General features: G+C 37.9%; 17 protein-coding genes. 4 read left to right on the forward strand and 13 right to left on the reverse strand.

Annotation, left to right across the window (positions count from 1 at the left end; genetic code table 11):
• Positions 1 to 53: 53 nt before the first annotated feature.
• The 11 genes from D1B33_RS03435 to D1B33_RS03485 form a co-directional block, all read right to left on the reverse strand.
• Positions 54 to 1,436 (reverse strand): vWA domain-containing protein, encoded by a 1,383-nt coding sequence (locus D1B33_RS03435; RefSeq protein WP_233549369.1) that lies wholly within the window; start codon positions 1,434 to 1,436, stop codon positions 54 to 56.
• A gap of 186 nt (positions 1,437 to 1,622) precedes the next feature.
• Positions 1,623 to 3,029 (reverse strand): vWA domain-containing protein, encoded by a 1,407-nt coding sequence (locus tag D1B33_RS03440; RefSeq protein WP_233549370.1) that lies wholly within the window; start codon positions 3,027 to 3,029, stop codon positions 1,623 to 1,625.
• A gap of 28 nt (positions 3,030 to 3,057) precedes the next feature.
• Complete coding sequence (locus D1B33_RS03445; RefSeq protein ID WP_118874923.1) at positions 3,058 to 3,267, reverse strand: hypothetical protein; 210 nt, start codon at positions 3,265 to 3,267, stop codon at positions 3,058 to 3,060.
• A gap of 15 nt (positions 3,268 to 3,282) precedes the next feature.
• Positions 3,283 to 4,215, reverse strand: a complete 933-nt coding sequence (locus D1B33_RS03450) for a type II secretion system F family protein (RefSeq protein ID WP_118874924.1) — start codon at positions 4,213 to 4,215, stop codon at positions 3,283 to 3,285.
• Between the two features lie 4 nt (positions 4,216 to 4,219).
• Entirely contained in the window at positions 4,220 to 5,146 is a 927-nt protein-coding gene (locus D1B33_RS03455) for a type II secretion system F family protein (RefSeq protein WP_118874925.1), read from the reverse strand.
• Positions 5,143 to 6,489 carry a TadA family conjugal transfer-associated ATPase gene (locus D1B33_RS03460; protein ID WP_118874926.1) on the reverse strand — a complete coding sequence of 449 codons (1,347 nt, stop codon included), beginning with the start codon at positions 6,487 to 6,489 and terminating at the stop codon, positions 5,143 to 5,145. Before D1B33_RS03460 ends, D1B33_RS03455 begins: the two co-directional genes overlap by 4 nt.
• A 12-nt stretch (positions 6,490 to 6,501) precedes the next feature.
• Positions 6,502 to 7,665 (reverse strand): CpaE/TadZ family protein, encoded by a 1,164-nt coding sequence (locus tag D1B33_RS03465; RefSeq protein WP_118874927.1) that lies wholly within the window; start codon positions 7,663 to 7,665, stop codon positions 6,502 to 6,504.
• A 17-nt stretch (positions 7,666 to 7,682) separates the two neighbouring features.
• Positions 7,683 to 8,432, reverse strand: a complete 750-nt coding sequence (gene cpaB / locus D1B33_RS03470; protein WP_118874928.1) for a Flp pilus assembly protein CpaB — start codon at positions 8,430 to 8,432, stop codon at positions 7,683 to 7,685.
• A gap of 408 nt (positions 8,433 to 8,840) precedes the next feature.
• Positions 8,841 to 9,398, reverse strand: a complete 558-nt coding sequence (hpf, locus tag D1B33_RS03475) for a ribosome hibernation-promoting factor, HPF/YfiA family (protein WP_118874929.1) — start codon at positions 9,396 to 9,398, stop codon at positions 8,841 to 8,843.
• A 237-nt stretch (positions 9,399 to 9,635) separates the two neighbouring features.
• Entirely contained in the window at positions 9,636 to 10,022 is a 387-nt protein-coding gene (locus D1B33_RS03480; RefSeq protein ID WP_118874930.1) for a PilZ domain-containing protein, read from the reverse strand.
• Between the two features lie 279 nt (positions 10,023 to 10,301).
• Positions 10,302 to 10,688 carry a PilZ domain-containing protein gene (locus D1B33_RS03485; protein ID WP_118874931.1) on the reverse strand — a complete coding sequence of 129 codons (387 nt, stop codon included), beginning with the start codon at positions 10,686 to 10,688 and terminating at the stop codon, positions 10,302 to 10,304.
• A gap of 685 nt (positions 10,689 to 11,373) precedes the next feature.
• Here D1B33_RS03485 and D1B33_RS03490 point away from each other — a divergent pair.
• Genes D1B33_RS03490 through D1B33_RS03505 form a run of 4 tightly spaced genes read left to right on the forward strand, consistent with a single transcriptional unit; the run spans position 11,374 to position 18,510 of the window.
• Positions 11,374 to 14,496: a dynamin family protein gene (locus D1B33_RS03490; RefSeq protein WP_118874932.1), complete on the forward strand. Its 3,123-nt coding sequence runs from the start codon at positions 11,374 to 11,376 to the stop codon at positions 14,494 to 14,496.
• The gene (locus D1B33_RS03495; RefSeq protein ID WP_118874933.1) at positions 14,496 to 16,448 is read left to right on the forward strand and encodes a dynamin family protein; all 1,953 of its coding nucleotides are present in this window, start codon (positions 14,496 to 14,498) and stop codon (positions 16,446 to 16,448) included. Before D1B33_RS03490 ends, D1B33_RS03495 begins: the two co-directional genes overlap by 1 nt.
• Positions 16,423 to 18,186: a dynamin family protein gene (locus D1B33_RS03500; protein WP_118874934.1), complete on the forward strand. Its 1,764-nt coding sequence runs from the start codon at positions 16,423 to 16,425 to the stop codon at positions 18,184 to 18,186. The genes D1B33_RS03495 and D1B33_RS03500 overlap by 26 nt, the downstream gene beginning before the upstream one ends.
• Positions 18,187 to 18,192: 6 nt before the next feature.
• Positions 18,193 to 18,510, forward strand: a complete 318-nt coding sequence (locus D1B33_RS03505; protein WP_158582906.1) for a hypothetical protein — start codon at positions 18,193 to 18,195, stop codon at positions 18,508 to 18,510.
• A 121-nt stretch (positions 18,511 to 18,631) separates the two neighbouring features.
• Here D1B33_RS03505 and fliT read toward each other — a convergent pair whose 3' ends face one another.
• Both fliT and fliS read right to left on the reverse strand, forming a co-directional pair.
• Entirely contained in the window at positions 18,632 to 18,997 is a 366-nt protein-coding gene (gene fliT / locus D1B33_RS03510; protein WP_118874936.1) for a flagellar protein FliT, read from the reverse strand.
• Complete coding sequence (gene fliS, locus D1B33_RS03515; protein WP_118874937.1) at positions 18,997 to 19,395, reverse strand: flagellar export chaperone FliS; 399 nt, start codon at positions 19,393 to 19,395, stop codon at positions 18,997 to 18,999. Before fliS ends, fliT begins: the two co-directional genes overlap by 1 nt.
• Positions 19,396 to 19,397 lie beyond the last annotated feature (2 nt).

Genomic DNA, 19,397 nt, shown 5'->3' on the forward strand with positions numbered 1-19,397 from the left:
CAAAAAACCCTAGAGAATTTCACCTTCTCACACTTTCACCTTACATTTCCTATTTATGGAGTTTTGGTTGTGTTGGAAAGATATTTCTCTTCCATTTGTTTAATTGCTTCTGTATGATTCAGTTCATTGATTTCTTTTAATTCATCTCGTAGTTCGTCATATTCTTGTTCAATCCAAGAGTGATATTCTTTATTTTTTTCCTGTAAATAATCATGCGACTCTTTGGACATCTTCTCTCTTTTTTGAAGCAGATAAGTCAGTGTGAAACCTACTGCCTGCCGCTCATCGACCCATTTTCCAAACTCACCGCTATGATAGCCGAATATGTCGAGAGAATTAGTTGTTCGTTGTAAATTAATCGATCCTTCTTCTTTCGTTTTCCATTGCTTCCACTTAAACGCAATGTCATTCGCTTTCCTTAATTCTTCCTCAAGACCTTGCGAATCTGTTACATTTTCATATCTGCCTTCCGTAACATCCGCAATTTCCTGCAATTGTTTTTGCGCTTCTTGATCGACATTGAATCCAATCACATTGACAATCGGTGTAATATCCGAGTCATATAAAGATTTCGCCGAATTAATTGGGTCATCTTCACAAGTGGAAATGCCGTCACTCACCAAATAGATAATATTTGTGTTTTTGTCGCCTTTAAATGAAGACAAATCTTTTTGAGCCTCGTTCAATGCATAGCCAATTGGCGTCCAACCTGCTGGTGTTGCTTTCTTTAACGCCTCATTAAATCCAGCTTCCTCATAAGGACTAATCGGATAAATCAATTCACTGCTCTTGCAAGAAAGCGCCTGATCCCCGACCTCTCCAGTTCCTTCATGTCCATAAATCCGCAAGCCAACATTTGCTTCCTCAGGCAAGGCTTTCACAAATTCATGAATGGCATTTTTGGCTGCATCCATGCGTGTTCCATTTCCTTCTTCGTTCGCCATACTACCGGAGGCATCCAGAATCATCACAACATTCAAATTCTCTTTAAATTGATAGCGCGGCTCTTCAATATCCGGGTCCCCGATGGATTGGAATTTTAATTGATTAATCAAATCACCAGGACCCTCATAATCTTGTTGAAAAACAGAAAGAATGGCTTCATAATAACGATCCAGCTCTTCATTTGTTGGATTGCCTGAAATGTCGGGAAGATTTTTTGTTAACTCATCCGTCAGCTTCCTTCCTTCTTCTTCCAGACGACTGATATGTTCTGTGTAACCTTTTGGCAAGTCTGCTAGTTCCTCTAGGGAAGTTGGAATAGGCGGTCCTACGAGTACTTCCTCTTCCACAATTTCGTTACTATTGTCTGAATGTTCTTCAGAGGAATTGTCTGTTTGTGCTGCCGTTCCCTCTTCCGTACTTGCACCTTCTTGACTACATCCAACAAGCAGCACCATTAGCAAAACTAATAACATGCAGTACCGTGTATGCAAATTTTTCAACTCCTCATGTCCGCTACCAACCTACCATAGTAGAAATTTAATAAGCCGAGGGTTATCGCTTCCTCCGAGATAACACCATACGGTAATGCTGATCAGAAAAACATAGAGGCAATCATCTAAATCCGGCTAAGATTCTTCGAAAGTTTTTATTCTCAAACTTTCGCATTCTCTTTCCTATTAAGGTGTGTTACTTGTGTTTGTTAGATATTTTTCCTCTAGTTGTTTTACTGTTTCTTCATAGTTCATTTCATTCATTGCTTCTAAATCTGCTCGTAAACGATCATATTGCTCTTCCACCCAGTTATGATATTCACTATTTTTCTTTTGTAAATAATCATGGGATTCTTCGGACATTGCATCGTGATGTTGATAAAGGTAGGTAAGGGTTAATTCAATCGCCAAACTTTCTACTACCCATTTTCCGAATTCTCCTCCATGGTAAGTAAAGATTTCCAGCCAATTGTCTACTTTGTTAAATGCCAGGTTATCCGCTTGGGAAGACTTCCATTGCTTCCATTTTCCCGCTACTTTATTCGCTTCATTTAGTTGTTTTTCAAGACCTTGCGCATCTGTTACATGTTGAAACGTACCTTCTGTAACAGCCGCAATATCCTGCAATTGTTTTTGTCCTTCTTGATCTACATTAAAACCGATTACATTTACGATTGGTGTTATATCAGAATCATATAAGGATTTTGCAGTACCAACCGGATCATCTTCACAAGTCGAAATCCCATCACTTACCAAGTACACAATATTGGTATTCGTCTCTCCTTTAAAGGCGGCTAAATCTTTTTGAGCTTCCTTTAAAGCTAAGCCAATGGGAGTCCAGCCTGCTGGTGTTGCTTTTTTTAGTGCCTCATTGAAACTTGCTTCCTCATATTGGCTAATCGGGTAGATTAATTCACTGCTCTTACAAGAAAGTGCCTGATCTCCAACTTCTCCCGTTCCTTCATGTCCATAAATGAGCAAGCCGACATTGGCTTCATTAGGCAAGGCTTTCACGAATTTATGTATGGCATTTTTAGCAGCCTCCATTCGCGTCACGTTACCTTCGTAATTCGCCATACTTCCGGAGGCATCCAAGATCACCATGACATTCAAGTTTTCTTTAAACTGATAACGGGAGTCTTCAATCTCTGGACTGCCTATTGACTGGAATTTTACCTTATCAATGATATCTCCGGCCCCAGTATAATCTTGTTGAAAGACTGATAAAATCGCCTCAAAGTATTGGTCTAGTTCTTCATTCGTCGGGTTACCTGAAATGTCAGGCAAGTTTTCCGTTAATTCGTCGACAATCTTTCGTCCGTCTTCACTGGCAGTATTCACGTATTCTATATAACCTGAAGGCAAATCTGCCAGTTCCTCCAGATTTGTTGGAAGGGAAGGACCCACGATGACATTTTCATTGTTCTTAACCTCATCATTTGTCGGCTCTGCTGGATTTTGGCCATCTCCGTTCACTGTTTCTTCTGCAACTTGCTGTTCTTCCATCATCGGTTCGTTCGTGCTTTCATTAGAACTGCAACCTGCAAGGAGTATTAAAATTAGGATGAATAGTATGCTGATTCGTTTATGCAATATGTTCAACTCCTAATACCTACTAAGGTTATTCTCCTACCATTTCGGAAATTTTTCTGATAATCTTGCCGATTAACTCTGAAATTGATGCTGACTGGCCACTTACGGCTGTAGAAATAATTCCTAGAACTAAAATTAACAATGCAGCCAGTCCCAACCATTCCAAAGATTGAGCACCTTTCTCATTTTTTGTTGGTGCTACTAGATTCAACCATACCTTTTGCATCATGTTTTTCATCTTTTTTCTCTCCTTTTATTTTAATAAGTCAAAAATCCCGCTATTTTGGTTAAACAAATTTATGATCATCAAGCCTCCGACTAAAATTAATGAAGAAGGCAATATGAGAAAGGTTGTAACTAAAGTGACTTTCGGCGATGCTTTTGCCGCCTTTTCCTTGATCATTTCTTTCTTCAGCTTCCTCATTTCTTCGGCTTGTTGTTTAAATGATGCCGCAATGGGAACACCCAACCGTTCCCCCTGGATCAATGATTTGATCAGAATTTGAAACTCTTTTGATTCATTGCGTTCGAGCAGTGAGCGATACGCTTCCACTCGTGATACCCCAACGCTGATTTCTTGAAGAAACCGCTCAAACTCTTCTTTGATTGGACCTTCAAAGTAAGGTACAATATCCCGCAACGCTTGCGTCAATCCAACCCCTGCCTGCAAGGTAACGCTCATCGTGTCAAGAAAATCCGGCAATTGATACGAAATTTCCTCCTGCCGCGCTTTTGCTTTCGAGCGAATCCACAGGATCGAACCTAAAAATCCGCCGATGGGCAATAGAATGACTAGAAATTGTGAAAATGGAAAACCAAGTATGAGCAAGATTCCACCCATCATCACACCGATAATCAAACAGAACATTTTCAATCCCTGAAATCGTTCCACCGTCATTCCATAGGGGTAGCCCGCCTGGACAATCCATTTTTTCACGTCCGCATTCTCACTGAAGAAATTAATGCGCTGCCCCAAATCCGAGAAATCATCCGCAAAATGAAGCATTTTCGAAAGAATTTTTTCCTTTCGGCTTACTTTCTTTTTAAAGTGTTGGTGGTCCTCCAGCATATCGGCAACCGTTGTTTTAAGCTCTCGATGTTCGGTTAAATAAACATAAAACCCTCTTAATGCAATGCCGATCGAGAGCACGGTGAGCATTATGGCAATCGCAATTATTCCATCCATCGTCTCACACCCTAATATTTGTAATCTTGTTAATAATGAAGAAAGTAGCAACTGTACCCGCAATAAAAATTGCAAGCAGTATTAATCCAATCCCTGAAAACAGTGCGTCTAAGAAGCCATCGACAACATTGTTCATCATCAATACGAGGAAAATGGGGATTACTGGCACAATGTACGCGATATACCGATGCTCCGCGGTCATTGTCTTAATCTCCTGTTTCAGGAGTTTACGCTCATCAAGCGTTTGACTCATTTCATCCAGCACGGCATACAGATTTCCCCCGGCGCGCTTCTGGATCAGCAACGTCGCGGTGAAAAGGTGGAATTCTTTATTATCAATCCGCTTTTCCAATGTTCGAATGGCTGTCCCAAAATCAATTCCTAGAGACAACTCATGGGCCAAATGTTTAAATTCGCTTTTTGCAGGTTCCGCCATTTCCTTTGCCGCTAACTGAATTCCCTGATTCAGCGTCATGCCGGATCGTGTGGAGTTGGCAAGCAGCCGGCAAATATCCGGCAATTGATCGATTAACATTTGCCGTCTTCGGTCTTTGCGGATTTTAAATAGCATTCTTCTTCCAGCTTCCAGCAGCATTAAGGAAAGAGCCAATGCGATCAATGTCGGCACCTTGAAAAAGTTGACCAGGACGAATAAAATGCCCATATAAGAAACAATTAAAGCGCCCAAAAATTCGGATGGCGTAAATGGAATATTCGCATTTTGCAGCTTTCCTTCCATTTCCTTTGCCGTTTCGGTCTGGTCAAACTTTGCCCCCCACAACACGAGGACACTTTTCCGCTTTTCTCCTTCACGGTAGAACTGATGCGTCTTTTTTCGCCATTCCTTTTTTTCCTTTCGATAGCCTAATAGAAAGTACAAGCCAACAATCAGCAGAAAGAAAGCCAATGCGGCGATAGAAGCTTCGATCATACGACCACCTCCTGCTGTGGCCGGAACAAGCTTTCCGAAATGTCAATGCCGAACATCCGAATCCTTTCAAGACACTTCGGCATTTGACCGGTTGGCGTGAAATAACCCAATACTTCGCCCTCTTCGGACATGCCAACCCGCTTGAAAGTAAAAATTTCAACGATATCAGCCGTGCCATCGTCCTTTTTTTGCACTTCCGAAATGGAAACAATTTTTCTTGTTCCATCTGTTAATCTCGTTGCTTGAATAATAATGTCCAACGCTCCGACCGTAAATTCGCGGATGATGCTGGAAGGAAGATCCATCCCCGCCATCACGACCATGGATTCGACACGCCGCAGCGCATCATCCGGTGTATTGGCATGGACGGTTGTCAGGGAGCCTTCATGACCCGTGTTCATCGCTTGGAGCATATCGAACGCTTCCCCGCTTCGAACCTCCCCGACAATGATTCGGTCCGGTCGCATCCGCAACGCGTTTTTAACGAGGTTGCGAATCGTAATTTCCCCTCTTCCTTCCACATTGGCAGGACGCGCCTCCATTCCGACCACATTCGGACGATTCAACCGAAGCTCGGCGGAATCTTCTATTGTAATCACGCGTTCATAAACGGGAATGGAACTTGCCGCCACATTCAGCAAGGTCGTCTTACCAGAACCGGTTCCTCCCGAAATCAGCGTGTTCATCTTCGCCTTGACCACACTATCAATGAAGGTAGCCATCCGGTCATCAAGAGAATTGAACTGAAGTAGATCTTCCATTTGGAATGGCTCTTTTCGGAATTTACGAATCGAAACAAGCGTGCCATTCAAACTGATTGGCGGAATCACTGCATTTACACGGCTGCCATCCGGAAGACGCGCATCGACCATTGGCGAGCTTTCATCAATCCGCCGCCCAAGCGGTGCCACGATACGGTCGACAATATGGCGAACATGCTCATCATCGCGAAATGAAATATTGACCTGCTCTAATCTTCCTTTTCGCTCGACATACACCTCGTTAAAGCCGTTTATGAGAATCTCCGTTACCGTGGAATCATTGATCAACGGTTCAAGCGGCCCCAATCCAACCGATTCATCGAGAATTCGTGTAACGAGCAGTTCCTTATCATGACGGGAAATAACCACTCGTTCCTCCGACATGAATTGCGAAACATATTGTTCAATTTTCAGCCTCATTTCGCCCTGCGACAGCTGTGTCAGTGCTTCCAGGTTGGTATCGCGAAGCAAACGGGCTTTATAATGTTCAACCAGTTCATCCACAAGATGGTTTTCGTATTCATAGGAAACATTCTTCTTTTGCGAAGCGAACTCTTTTCTTCTTTCAAAAATAGAAGCCATGACGAAACCCCCTTATGATTTCAAAATTTCGCGCGAAAACTTTCGAATATCCTTTGCAAACGGAATGAGTTTTCGCTCCTTGATATTTTTGCGAACCGGCTCGCCTTTATTCAGGAAAGGCTGCAATCCTTTCACATCTTTTCGCAACACGGCGGCAATCGGATAGCGAAGAACATTTTTCAGATCTTTTTCCTGCACTTCATTTTCTTTGGACATGAAGTTTAAAATGATCTCCATTTTCCCCAACAAATTCATGCCAAGCCGAGCGGATAACTCTTCATAATGCTTCAGCACTTTCAATGACGGCGTATCTGGTGTGAGTATGTAAAAAATCTTATCGGACTCTTCCATTGCAGTGATTGACTTGCCATTCATGGAAGAAGGCAAATCAACAATCACATAATCAAACGCGCGTCGGGAAGTTCGAAGCAGCTTTGCCACAAAGTCTTCGCCCAACGATTCCGAGACTTCCGCATCTATTGGGCTGACCAATATTTCGAGTTTCGAATGCTCCTCGGTTTTTGACACATTTCGTATGTGGCTTTCGTTTAACTCCTCGATAACGGGCAAAAGGTCTGCAATGGAACGGTTTGTTTCGATGGAAAACATTGATTCAATTCCGCCATACTGCCCGTTTAAATCTATGAGAATCACTTCGGCAGTCGATTCAAGCTTCAGCGTTTGAGCTAAAGACGAAGAAATGATGGATTTGCCCGTACCGCCTTTTCCGCTGTATACAGAGAAAATTTGCCCTCTTCCCCGTCCAAAGGAAATCGCCGCTTTTTCCGTTTCTCTTGAATTTTTTTTAATGGAATAGTTTTTAACCGTCGTAGGGAACCGGCTTGTAAAGAGAGACGTCTCTTCCGGAAAGACGAAAAATTCATCCACCCCTGCACGCATCATATTGCGCAGCAGCACAAAGTCCGTTCTGTCTGCAATAAAAATAATCAATACGGATGGATTAATTTGTCGAATGGATTGCACAAGATCAATCGCGATATCCGAATCAGGCTGGGTCATGAGAACGATATCCCGCGTTTCGCGATTCATTTCCCGAATGGCATCGGCAGACGTTGCAGAAAGAACATGTTCTTCGGTGGTCTCAGCGATGGTGTTCAACTGTTCTCGCAGAACCGGATCATCGCTGACAAGTAAAATATTTAATTTCTGTTCCATGCTCACATTTCCTTTCCTTACGAATTTCCATCCGACGATTCAGTTTGTTTAGAATCTGATGCTTCTTTTGCTTTGGCTTTCGCCTCTGCATCTTGTGGCTTAGCTGGAGACTTCGTTTTCTCAGCAGCTTTAGGCTTTTCCTCCGTTGCCGCCAACTCTTGTCCAACATTCGCCTTCAAGACGCGTATGTGCTCTGCATAGTTTTGCATATGTATCAGTTTGGTGGCATCCTCGGACGAAACTTCGACAGCAACGCCTGCAAAATTCTCAGCCGTTCCGGAAGCATAAGCAACCGACACATCCTTCATAAATAGCTTGGTTTGCTTTTTGCCATTGGCTTCAGTGGAAACGATGATATCCACTCGGTCCAATGCCGCAACTTCCTGGTCAAACTGAATGTTGTCCGTGCGGTAAAGCGCCACAAGCCGATTATTTTCATTTTGTAAGTTCGAGTAATTTTTCAGCATGTTGTTGGTAATAATGTCGCCCTCATTTAAAGGAACAACGGATACTTGACCAATAATTTCAGACTCGGAAGTGATATGAGATTCAGTTAAGAATTTTTGAGGAATTTCCATTTTGGTGATCTGATTGGACTGTAGTAATGTTCGAGCAGGGATATCGCCATTGGATACGTAAATCTCAACCATTCCCCCAAGCTCGGCATTCAGCTGCTTCACTTTTTCCAGCACTAAATACCCTGCAACAGCCGCTAATAGAAAAGCGAGTATAAGAAAAATGGCCGCTCGTCGTTTTGCCTCTAACACAAATTTCCCTACTTTCTAGTTTGTCTCGTATTCTCGCAAATGCAATTTACTTTATCAGTATAAGATAGGAGGAAAGGTTGTCAAAGTTAGGAAGAAAATTGAGCCCTTATTTCATAGACCCTTCGACACGTGAGGATAGTTTTGTTTTTTGTGTTAACGAAGAGTAATATTTGTTTGTTTGTGTCGAATTATGTCGAATTTAGTCTAAAATAAATAGCAGAGGAAAGGTATTGCACTACCAACATGTGAATTTCTAATCATTTTCGGGATTTTTGTTTAAAAAATGAATAATTAGGAAAGTGGTTTAATAATTGAGGTTGAGGATATATGAATAATTTGGAGCAGTTGGAATAAAAAAGGAGCCCCCTTGAAAGTTTTGCTTTCAAGAGAGCCCCTTGGATACTATAGTTAGTTTGTTTCAATCAAGCCGTATTTCCCGTCACGGCGTTTGTAAACGATGTTTGTGTTGTTGGACTCTGAATCGGTATAAATGAAGAAATCGTGACCCAACAGGTTCATTTGAAGAATCGCTTCTTCTTGGTCCATTGGTTTTAGGTCAAATTGCTTTGTACGAACAACCGGGAATTCTTCCTCTTCCGTAGCCGTTGCCGCCACACCGTTTGATGCTTCATTGGCGAAGAAAACACCCACGCCTTCGCGTTCACGGAATTTACGGTTGACTTTCGTTTTGTGCTTCCGAATTTGGCGCTCAAGTTTATCTACTATTAAATCGATAGCTGCGTACATATCATTATGACGTTCTTCTGCGCGGAGTGTAACATTTTTCATGGGAATCGTGACTTCAACTTTTGTCTGCTTATCGTTATACACTTTTAAGTTGACGTTAGCGTTGGCATTGACATCTTCGTTGAAATAGCGTTCGATCTTTTCAATCTTGTTTTCAACGTACTCGCGTATCGCTGGAGTTACCTCAATGTTTTCACCACGAATGTTAAAGTTAATCATGTAAACTCCTCCTTTTATTACACCTATGTAAATACTATTCGCCATAGGTTCAAAAAATCCTACCACTGCGAGGAAATCTTTTTCATCTTTCGACAATTGCGTTCACATTTTCCTAACAGAATAGTTAGAAAGTTTTCATATAGTGTGCGGCAAACTAGGTGAACATGAGCAGCTGGATGATTCACGATTCTGGTAATTTGCTTGCAAGAATTCTTCAATAAAATGAAAACATAGGAGTTATCGCCGTTTCGAATCAAGCATTTCTTTTTTCCGGCGAAGTTTCATTTCCCGAATAATCAGCTCATCAATCTTTTCCTCGGATTGAAACAAAATGCCATATTGCCGGCCACTCATATAGGGCTTGGTCCACATAATTTCACCGACCGCTTCAATCATCGTCACATCCAAAACAAACTGCAATTCCATTCGCAAGGTAGTCTTATTCAGATATTCCCCAATTTGCGCTTCTGAAAACAGTTTCACGCCGTGTGGGCTAATATCCAGGATTTTGCCCGCATGGCGAATTTCCGGCTTAACATAATTCCCATCAATTATAATCTTAAAACTCGAATCAATTGGCTCATTGAACACAAAACGGAAGCCTTCATTTCTTTTAAATTGCATAGGGGAATCCTCCTAAACCTAAAGAATCTATTAACATTAAGTTAATGGAAGATTTTTCTTTTGTCATGGGGCTTTTGGTTTTATTTTTAGGTTGACGGCTTCGGTAGGTATTTAGGTATATAGCTATTGAAATTTTTATACTTTTCTAATGGTAGAAAATCTTTAAAACTGCTGGCAAAATAAGTAGCAAAGGCTTACTTACATGGCGTGTTGATGGTGAAGCTTATTAAAGAACAGAAGAGTTGAAGTACATGCTCGAGAAAGCAGACAAAAAAATTTTTATCGTCTTTTTGATAGCAGCATTTCTTTTTTGCGGCGAAATTTCATTTCACTAATAATCAGCTTATCGATATCCTCTTGGGCATGTAACGAAAGACCATATTGCTGACCATTCATATAGGGGTTGACCCACATAATTTCACCGATTGCTTCAATCAACTTCACATCCAAAACAAATTGCAATTCCATTTGCAGGTTAAGGTTGTTGAGATATTCCCCAATTTTCGCTTCCGAAAACAGCTTCACACCACGTGGACTGATATCCAATATTTCACTCGAATAAGGAGTATGCGGATTGATGGCTACTCCATCCAGCAGCAACCGGACATTCGCCTTAATCGGCTCTTTAAAAACATAACGAAATCCTTCTTTTCTTTTAAATTGCACAAGCGTTTCCTCCTGTTAATTTTCCTATTTATTCCAAATTAACGGAAGGCGTTACTTAAGTCTACGCGACTTTTTACTTTATTTTACATTTTCCTTTTGTGATTATTTTTAACGTGTATTTAATCAAAATTTGAGCGATATCAACAAAATTTGCCATTTTGGACAAAATGAAAACCTTTACGATTGTAGTTTCTAACTAAGTTGTATTGAGAAAAGCTCTAAGGGATTTCCAGCAATCCACCCGTTCATCATCACTAGTCCTTACTAACTAGGGCGACTGTACATTCACTGCTTAAAAAGCATATGCATAAACGTATCGCGAATATGGCATTCTGCGGAGACTAAGTTTACTTCGTGGTTTATAGCATATTCCAATACATATTCAAGTTCATTTTGATAAGCACCACCATATATAACGTAAGGAGGAAGCCTTTGCAATGGCTTGGTCAATTCTCTCAATTGCTTTTTGTGCCTCTTCCCCAAACCAAAGTCTTTATATACATTTTATTTGAATTATTTGGTATACAAATGTACCAAATAACCATTATAATTAAGTTTGTTAAATCTATCTAAATACCTAATAAAAAGAAAAGTATAAAAGAACAAAGAAACTACCAAATCGGTAATAACTTAAAAGTAAATGATCCGACTAAAATAATAGATTTTTGTAAGGTGAGGCTACACGATGAGTTTTGATAAAGTAATGAACTCCATGCTAAATTCTTTGCGAGAAGAAGAGAGCTTTAGTAAGTTAGTTTCTTCTTTAGAACGATTACTAGTACATTGGCATGATCCGGTCCGACTACTTGTTATGGGAGAGTTTAAATCTGGGAAATCGACATTAATTAATACATTATTACGCGATAAAGTACTTGTAAGTGGAGCGGTTCCTACGACCGCCATTGCAACCTATTTACGTTTTGGTGAAAAAGATACATATATAGAAGTGGTTTATGAAACCGGAATAATCGAGCAACTAACTGTTGACCAGTTAACGAGGCTTACTTCGGAAAGAGATAGAGAAGGAAAACAACTTAGGGAAAAAATCCATCATATCAATCTCTATATACCTAATCCAATCTTGAAAAATATTGTCTTGATTGATACACCAGGATTAAATTCCCCTTTTGCCCATCATGATATTCAAGCTTTCGAAGCATATAAAGAAGCGGATGATAGTTTGTGGATATTTAAATATAGGAATGTAGGAAAACAATCAGAAATTAATGTTCTAAAAGATCTTAAAGATGACGGATTACATCCAATTGGTGTCGTAAATATGATTGACGAATCGAATGATGATGACATTAAGCCCTATTTAAATTATGAATTTGAAAAACTAAGTGGACGAGTAAGAAAACTAATTGGTGTTTCTGCAATTGAAGCTCAAGATGCATATAATAACAATGATTTAGAATTGTTGGACTTAAGTGGCTTTCCACAGTTATTAAGCATTATAGAAGAAGTAAAAACTGATAAGCACTCTTTGAAGAAAAAGAGATTTGAGCAAAGCTTTATGAAATTTTGGAGTCAGTTAAATGAATCATTGGAAGAATTTATCGTTTCTGATAAATATTTAAATAGTATTCAACAAATCAAAAATGATTTACAAGATGTAAAGAAAGAAAATGGAATTATTAAGAAGCGTTTGACCGAGGAAGAAAGTCAAATGAAAGATAATAACCAAAAAATACAATCAAACTTTTCTAAAACGGTATATTTAAATGATTGGGCAAAAAAGGAAGATTTTATAAATCTAGTAGAGGCAATTCCAGAACTTGAAGAATGGAAAGCTTTTAATGAATCATATAATGATTTATTAAAAGCTTCCAAAAGGTTAAAACTGGATACTATGGAATACGAACATAATATTTTAAATGAATTTGGAGAGAAGATTGGATTTTCTAAACTATTATCCACTCCTAAAATTGTTCTAGTGAAATACCGATTCCAACAACGTGAATTGTTGAATACAGAAAAAGAGTTAAATAAGCAAATTAAGAATATAAACAAAATCCATGCTCATCTTCTGAATAAGAAAAATTACATAATAGAGAAAATCACCGAATATTACCGTAACCTTTTAATTGAAAATGAATCAACTATCCTGAAGAAAATAGAATCTGAAAACGCAAAGTTAAAAGATGCTAATCTACTATCTAAGAAATTATTAGAAGATCAATTAAGGAAATGGGATTTTTTGCTCGATTTACAACAAAGTATGATTCAAGTTAACCAATATGTTCATAATGCATCAATAATCGCGGCATTTGCAAATGAATTACCACACCTTAAACAAGAGCAACTAGTTGAAAAAGAAATTGCTTCTTTAAATGAAGAAATCAATAGCTCGCCTAAAAAGGATTCCCATGAAATCGATATCAAGATTCAAGTTGAAATTCCAAACGAGTTAAAACTACTAGATGAAGTTCCAATATATTTTATTCATAATATTCGACCATTAGTTGGTGCTTCTGCCATTGCATTAGTGGCTTCTGCTTTTATCCTTTTGAAAAATCCAATTAGTAATTTCGCCTCTGCCGGTAAGGATGTATTATCAAATGAAAATCCTGTAGACGATTACTATGAAGTTTCAAATGACGAAGTATATCACGAAATATATGACGAAGTACCTGAAGAAGTATATCAAGCTTTAGAACAACTTCCTGGAGATGGCCGAGAGTATATTGGCTATATTGATATAGATAATGGGGAAATACCAATTTATCAAAGTCCTGCTAGGGGCTATGAAGATACAAACTATCTTTTATCGCCATATACATCTTGGGGTGTATTTTCAGAAACTGATTTATATTATGAAATTCAAGAAGATTATTGGGTGAAAAAAGAAGATGTTGAACACTTATTTATAGCTAATCTACAAGAATATATTCAATATGATACAGCTGGTATGGCTACGATTTATCCGAAAGATAATATAAACAATGAGGAAATTTTAGTCTATGAACGAGCAAATGATGAATCATCAAAACTAGGCTATCTTGGAGACACAGAATATTTAGTGTCAGCGTTTACTGAAAATGGTTGGTTGAAAATTGGTGAAAATGCCTGGGTTTTCTATGATGAACAGTCCATTACACTGGATCAATGGTCGTTACATAATAATTTAAGTACAAATATAAACTATGAGCCGATTATAAGGACGGAAGACACTACTTCTTCTTTCATTCCTGTTTTTGCAGAAAATAATAGAGAAAGTGCCGTTATTGGTTATTTAGAGAATATCTCAAATGTTGATATTTATCAATTACCAACAAGCAAATGGGCGAGTATTGGTACAAATGCGTGGATAGAAGTAGATAAATTCTTAGATATCGATTGGAGCTTTGTACCAGAAGAATATGGCGAACCAATTGGTACTTTAACAGTTGATACAAATGCTTTAAATGTTCGTGAATTGGATTATCAAGAATCAAATCTATTAGGGATTTTACCTAAAGGCACTATAGTAAATGTTTATGAAGTTTCAAATTCCACAGGCTGGTATCGTATCGGGACTCAGGGGTGGGTAAGTGAAGATCCAGATTATAGTACATTTACTAAGTATTACGAAGCGTTTCCTACAGGAGAATCAGTTATTGGTTTGGCTGAGGTTTTAGTAGATTTACATGTTCGTCAAAATGATCATACTGAGGCAGAAAGTCAGGGGATTTTAAAAAAAGGCACAATTGTAGAGGTCTATGAAATTTCTTCTGAGACTGGTTGGTATCGTATTGGATACGATGCATGGATAAGCAATAACGGTAAGGTTGTTACTTATGAAGACTATGAGTGGAGTGAATACTGATGAATTATTTACAACAATTCGAAGAAACAAAATCTAAAACTTTAAAGTCGTTAGAGCTAGCTGAAAAATTTGTCAGTGACCTAGGGATTGAAAAAATTGCACAAGATTTACATTTGATGCGCATGACATTGAGTCGTGAACAATTTGAAATTATCATAGCAGGCGAATTTTCAAATGGGAAGTCTACTTTTTTAAATGCTTTGTTGCAAGAAGAACTCCTCCCTTCTTCTAATGTACCAACAACAGCGCTAATTAATAAAATCTATTACAGAAAAGCACCGACATATGAAGTACATTATGATAATGGAAAAACACAAAATCTAACGAGGCAAGAATTTTTAGATTTTGTTGCCGAGGACAAACATAAAGTCGAAGGAAAAGCTCCTCAAATTTTACAAAAGATTCGTGACCAATTTGGAAAAGCAACACATCTGGAAATTGGTTACCCCTCGCCCATCTGTAAGAATAATATTGTATTGATTGATAGTCCGGGAACAAATGATATGGATGAAAGACGCGTCCAAATTACACATGAATATATCCCAAAAAGTGATGCTGCAATTTTCATATTGAATGCTACAAAGATTTTTTCTGCAAGTGAGAAGGCATTTTTACAAAGGATTTTAGATGCGGATATCAAAAAAATCTTTTTTGTGATTAACTTTAAAGATTTAATTCGCTCCAAAGAAGAGTTTGCCGAAATACAACAAATTGTAATCGATCACTTACCAAAAGAAATTGAATCTCCCAAAATCTATTTTGTGTCCGCATTGCATGCCTTAAACCACTATAAACAGTTGAAAGGGGTTAACGAAGAAAAACCTCTTAGCCGCCGTGCCCAAAGAAAACAAGAACGAGAATTAACGATTGAAGATTCTGGAATGTTGGAGTTTGAACAACAGTTAATGAACTTTTTGTCTACGGAGAGTGGGACTCAGAAATTGCGTAAACCCATCGATCGAGCAGTTCGTTTACTTGAGTCGGTAATAGATAACCATATTTTGTTTGAACGAAATTCCTTGAATCACAATATTTCGGATATCGGAACACGCGTTGTTGAAATTGAAAAGCAATTGAAAAAAGTTGAAAATGACCTTAATCAAACGACGAAACGAATTGAATTAAAGATGTCACTTGAATCAGAAGCAATTTCTAGATGGTATTCTAATGAATTAAGTAATGTTGCGAATATTGCCGAACAAACCATGCAAGATGGTATTTCTCTTCAAAAAGACCCAGAAGTTGTTAAATCTGATATTGACCTGGCAACTGGGAAAATTGAAACACAGATTGCCGAACAGTTGTCGAAAAAAATTCAAAGCATGATTAATGGCATTATTAGCGATGAAGATCGTCAATTGAATGATCAGTTAGGAAATTTAACTCAAAATGTAATAGGTCTCTCCACCCATAACGATCAATGGGGAGAAACAATTGTGCGAAGAGAAACGCAAGTAAGAAAAACTGTTGAAAATGCAAGTGCTGGGGCAGTTGTTTTAGGTGGATTAACACTTTTATTTACTGGTGGTTTAGCTGGTTGGGGTCTTGTTGGTGCAGGGATAGCCGGAGCAACCTACTCGTACGTTACACAAAAAGAAGACAATCAATCAATGTACGGCCGTTTAAAAACGCAAGTGAAAAGCCGGTATAAAGGAAACGTATCCAAGCAAACGAAGGAATTAGATAAGTATCTAAAACAATTAAACAAGGATACAAAAGAAGAATATAAAAAAGTAGTACAAGCTAAAATTGCACAAGAGCGTACTCGTTCTCAAATGCTTATTAAAAATCAAAACTTAGAAGCTGGTGAAGTGCAACAAAAAATAAAAGCTTTAGATATCAAACGTCAAGTTTGTGAATCGTTAATACACAATTTAGATAAAGATTTTGACCATTATTTAACTACAACCAATGAGGTGAAAGCAGATGAACGAATCCCTGTTCCGAGATAACCTACTAATTGAAATCAATCGTTTTAAGCAGCTTGCGGAGCAATATAAAATGGTTTCCGTTTCTGATAAACTACAAATTTTAGCTGCTGACATTGAGGATGATTATTATTCGTTTATCGTAGTTGGCGAATTTAGTACAGGGAAATCTTCATTTTTGAATGCATTAATTGAACAACCTATCCTACCAACTGGAATTACACCAACGACTTCAACAATTAACTTAATTCACTATGGAGAACAGGAAAAAGTTACCGTTAATTATTTAGATGGTACGCAATATACTGATGCAAATCCAGATGTATTGAGACAGTTTATTGCAAAGGAAATTGTAAATGCGGATCAAATTAACCATATTACAGTGGAGCAACCAATTGAATTTTTAAAAGATCGCATTGTGTTAGTGGATACACCAGGACTAAATGATATCAATGAATTACGGTCAGATATTACTTATCAATATATCCCACGAGCAGATGTTGTATTTTTCCTATTAGATTGCCGTACCCCGCTCCGTAGAACGGAATATGATTTTATTTCAAATACATTATTAGCAAATGGGTTGAATAGAATTATCTTTATTGCAAATTTTGCTGATGAAGTCGACGAGGCAGAAATTGACGCTATTCTTGATAAAATACAACGCCAAATTAAATATGGAACAAATCTTGAAGAAGTAGTTGTTTTTCCCTTCTCAGCGCTCGAAGCAGCGGATGCCATTGTTGAAAATGATGAAGAATTGTATGAAATCTCAGGAATGCCTCCTGTGAAAGAAAGAATGGTTCAATTATGCAATTCTGGTACTCGAATTTTAGAAAAGAAAAAACGTTATGAACTTCGGCTTTTATTCATTCAAGAAGAATTTTATACATTGTTAGAGCAACAAAAGTTTATGTTGGAACAATCCATAGAACAGTTAGAACAATACCAAGAACAACTTAGAAATTGGCGAGAAGAGCAAATAGTTTTTTTAGATAATTTAAAAGCCTATAAAGATGAACGCGTAATTGAATTCAAACAAATGGCTAAATTATCAATTAAAACGTTTTTTAACGATCTTGAAGAAGAAATTCATGATCGAATCGAAGTTTATAGTGGTACTCAAATCCAACTATTTTTCGAGAAAGAAATCCCTAATTTAATCAAACGAAAAATGAAGATGTGGATTGAGCGCTATACTCCCCATATTCATGAATTAATTAGTAAGTTAGAATTAGCCCTAGCAGAAATACTAGAACAATTATTTAAAGAAAAAGTATCAATTCACTCTATGAGAAGTCATTATCAAGTAGCTAGTGCTAAGGAAGTTAGTTTAGAGTCGGAAAAACAACCAGACCCACTGTTGACATCCGGTTTACTTGTGGGTGGTGCAAGCACTTTATTGCTTTTTTTAGGAGGTCCAATTCTATTGCCAATTCTAGGGATGGTTGGTCTTCCTTATCTTCAAAAGAAAATGCAGAAGAAGCAACTTGATAATTTAAAACCACAAATGAAATCTGATATAAGTGAAAAACTAGTACAAGTCCAATTTCAATTTATAGATGAAGTTTGTGAGTATATTGAGAAAAGTGCAGAACATGTTTTTGACCAGTCATTGGTATACTTCAATGACCGAATCTCAGAGCAAGAAAGAGCTGTACGCGAACAGATAGAAAAAAATAATAACAAGACGAACGAAAACGATCAAGAAATCTTAGCGATTAATCAATTGTTAAATGACCAAAAACTACTAACGGTATAGGAGGAATTGTTTATGTACGATTTATTTAATGGACTTAATGGAGGAGAACTAAATGTTGATCACCATAATGATTCATTGACGAGTGATAGTTTTTACGATGATGTAGTGGATTTTAACTACTCAACTAATAACCAGTTTACAGGATATCAAGACGGATATTTTGGAAATGACCCTTTAAGTCAATCGAAAATTTACCAATGTCCAAAGTTCCCGGGTGTAACGCTGGTTGATTCTTATGTACGTGCCGATGGAACAGTTGTCAATGCACATTGGCGAACAAATCCAGATGGAATCATTTCTAATAATTTTAGTGCAAATAAATAATTGATAATGGTAACAGGCTTAAAATGAAAAAGTACAACTCAACGATCTTAGTTATGTTGTACTTTTTATTGTTAAAAAGGCGGAATAAGTAACTCCTTTGAGCATGCAAGTGAATTAAGTACTATTTTTTCTTATCGTAATAGGTACCATCCATCACTTGAACAGCAGCATATGGATTTATATATCGTTGTTCAGATTTCTTAGTAATTTGTAGTTGTTTCAAGTCATCGGCAATAGTCATTTTCGCTTTTTGTAATTGTTCACGAATACCTTGATCAAGTTGTATGAGCTCACTTTTTAGCGGGTGGCTATGTATTGGGTTAGGTTTCAAATCTTTCAATTGATCAATAATTGCTCCTCGTGCATTGAGTAGTTCATTCATTTTTTGGATAAAGGCATCACGCTCATTGTCTTTGTCAGTAGGAATAATCGTTAAATGTGTTAAAAGCTTTTCGGAAATTTCAAGTAATTCTTGGATGGGTTCCATTATACTTGATTACCTGAAAATTGTTTTTGACGATTTATACGAATGACTTCTCTCCAAGTGTCGCGAAATTCAACGACATATCCTTCAACCTCGTCAATAATCGAAATATCATTTTTGATATTGGCTTCAGTTAGACGATTTTTCATAAAGTCATACAATGAAAACATTTGCTGCGAGAGGGCGATATCCATATTCAATGTAGACATGAGTTCAGAAATAATCGCTTGCGCTTTTTGAATATTAGTATTTTTCCCCTCGATGTTTTTTTCTACAATTGCTTTTTTACTTTGATGTAAAAATTTAAGACAACCATTATAGAGCATTAATGTCAATTCACCAGGTGAAGCGGTTGTAACACTATTTTGTTGGTACGCATTGTATGCAGTTTGTGTTGGCATCT

Origin of the sequence: Ureibacillus yapensis, assembly GCF_003515775.1 — a bacterium.
GTDB lineage: Bacteria > Bacillota > Bacilli > Bacillales_A > Planococcaceae > Ureibacillus > Ureibacillus yapensis.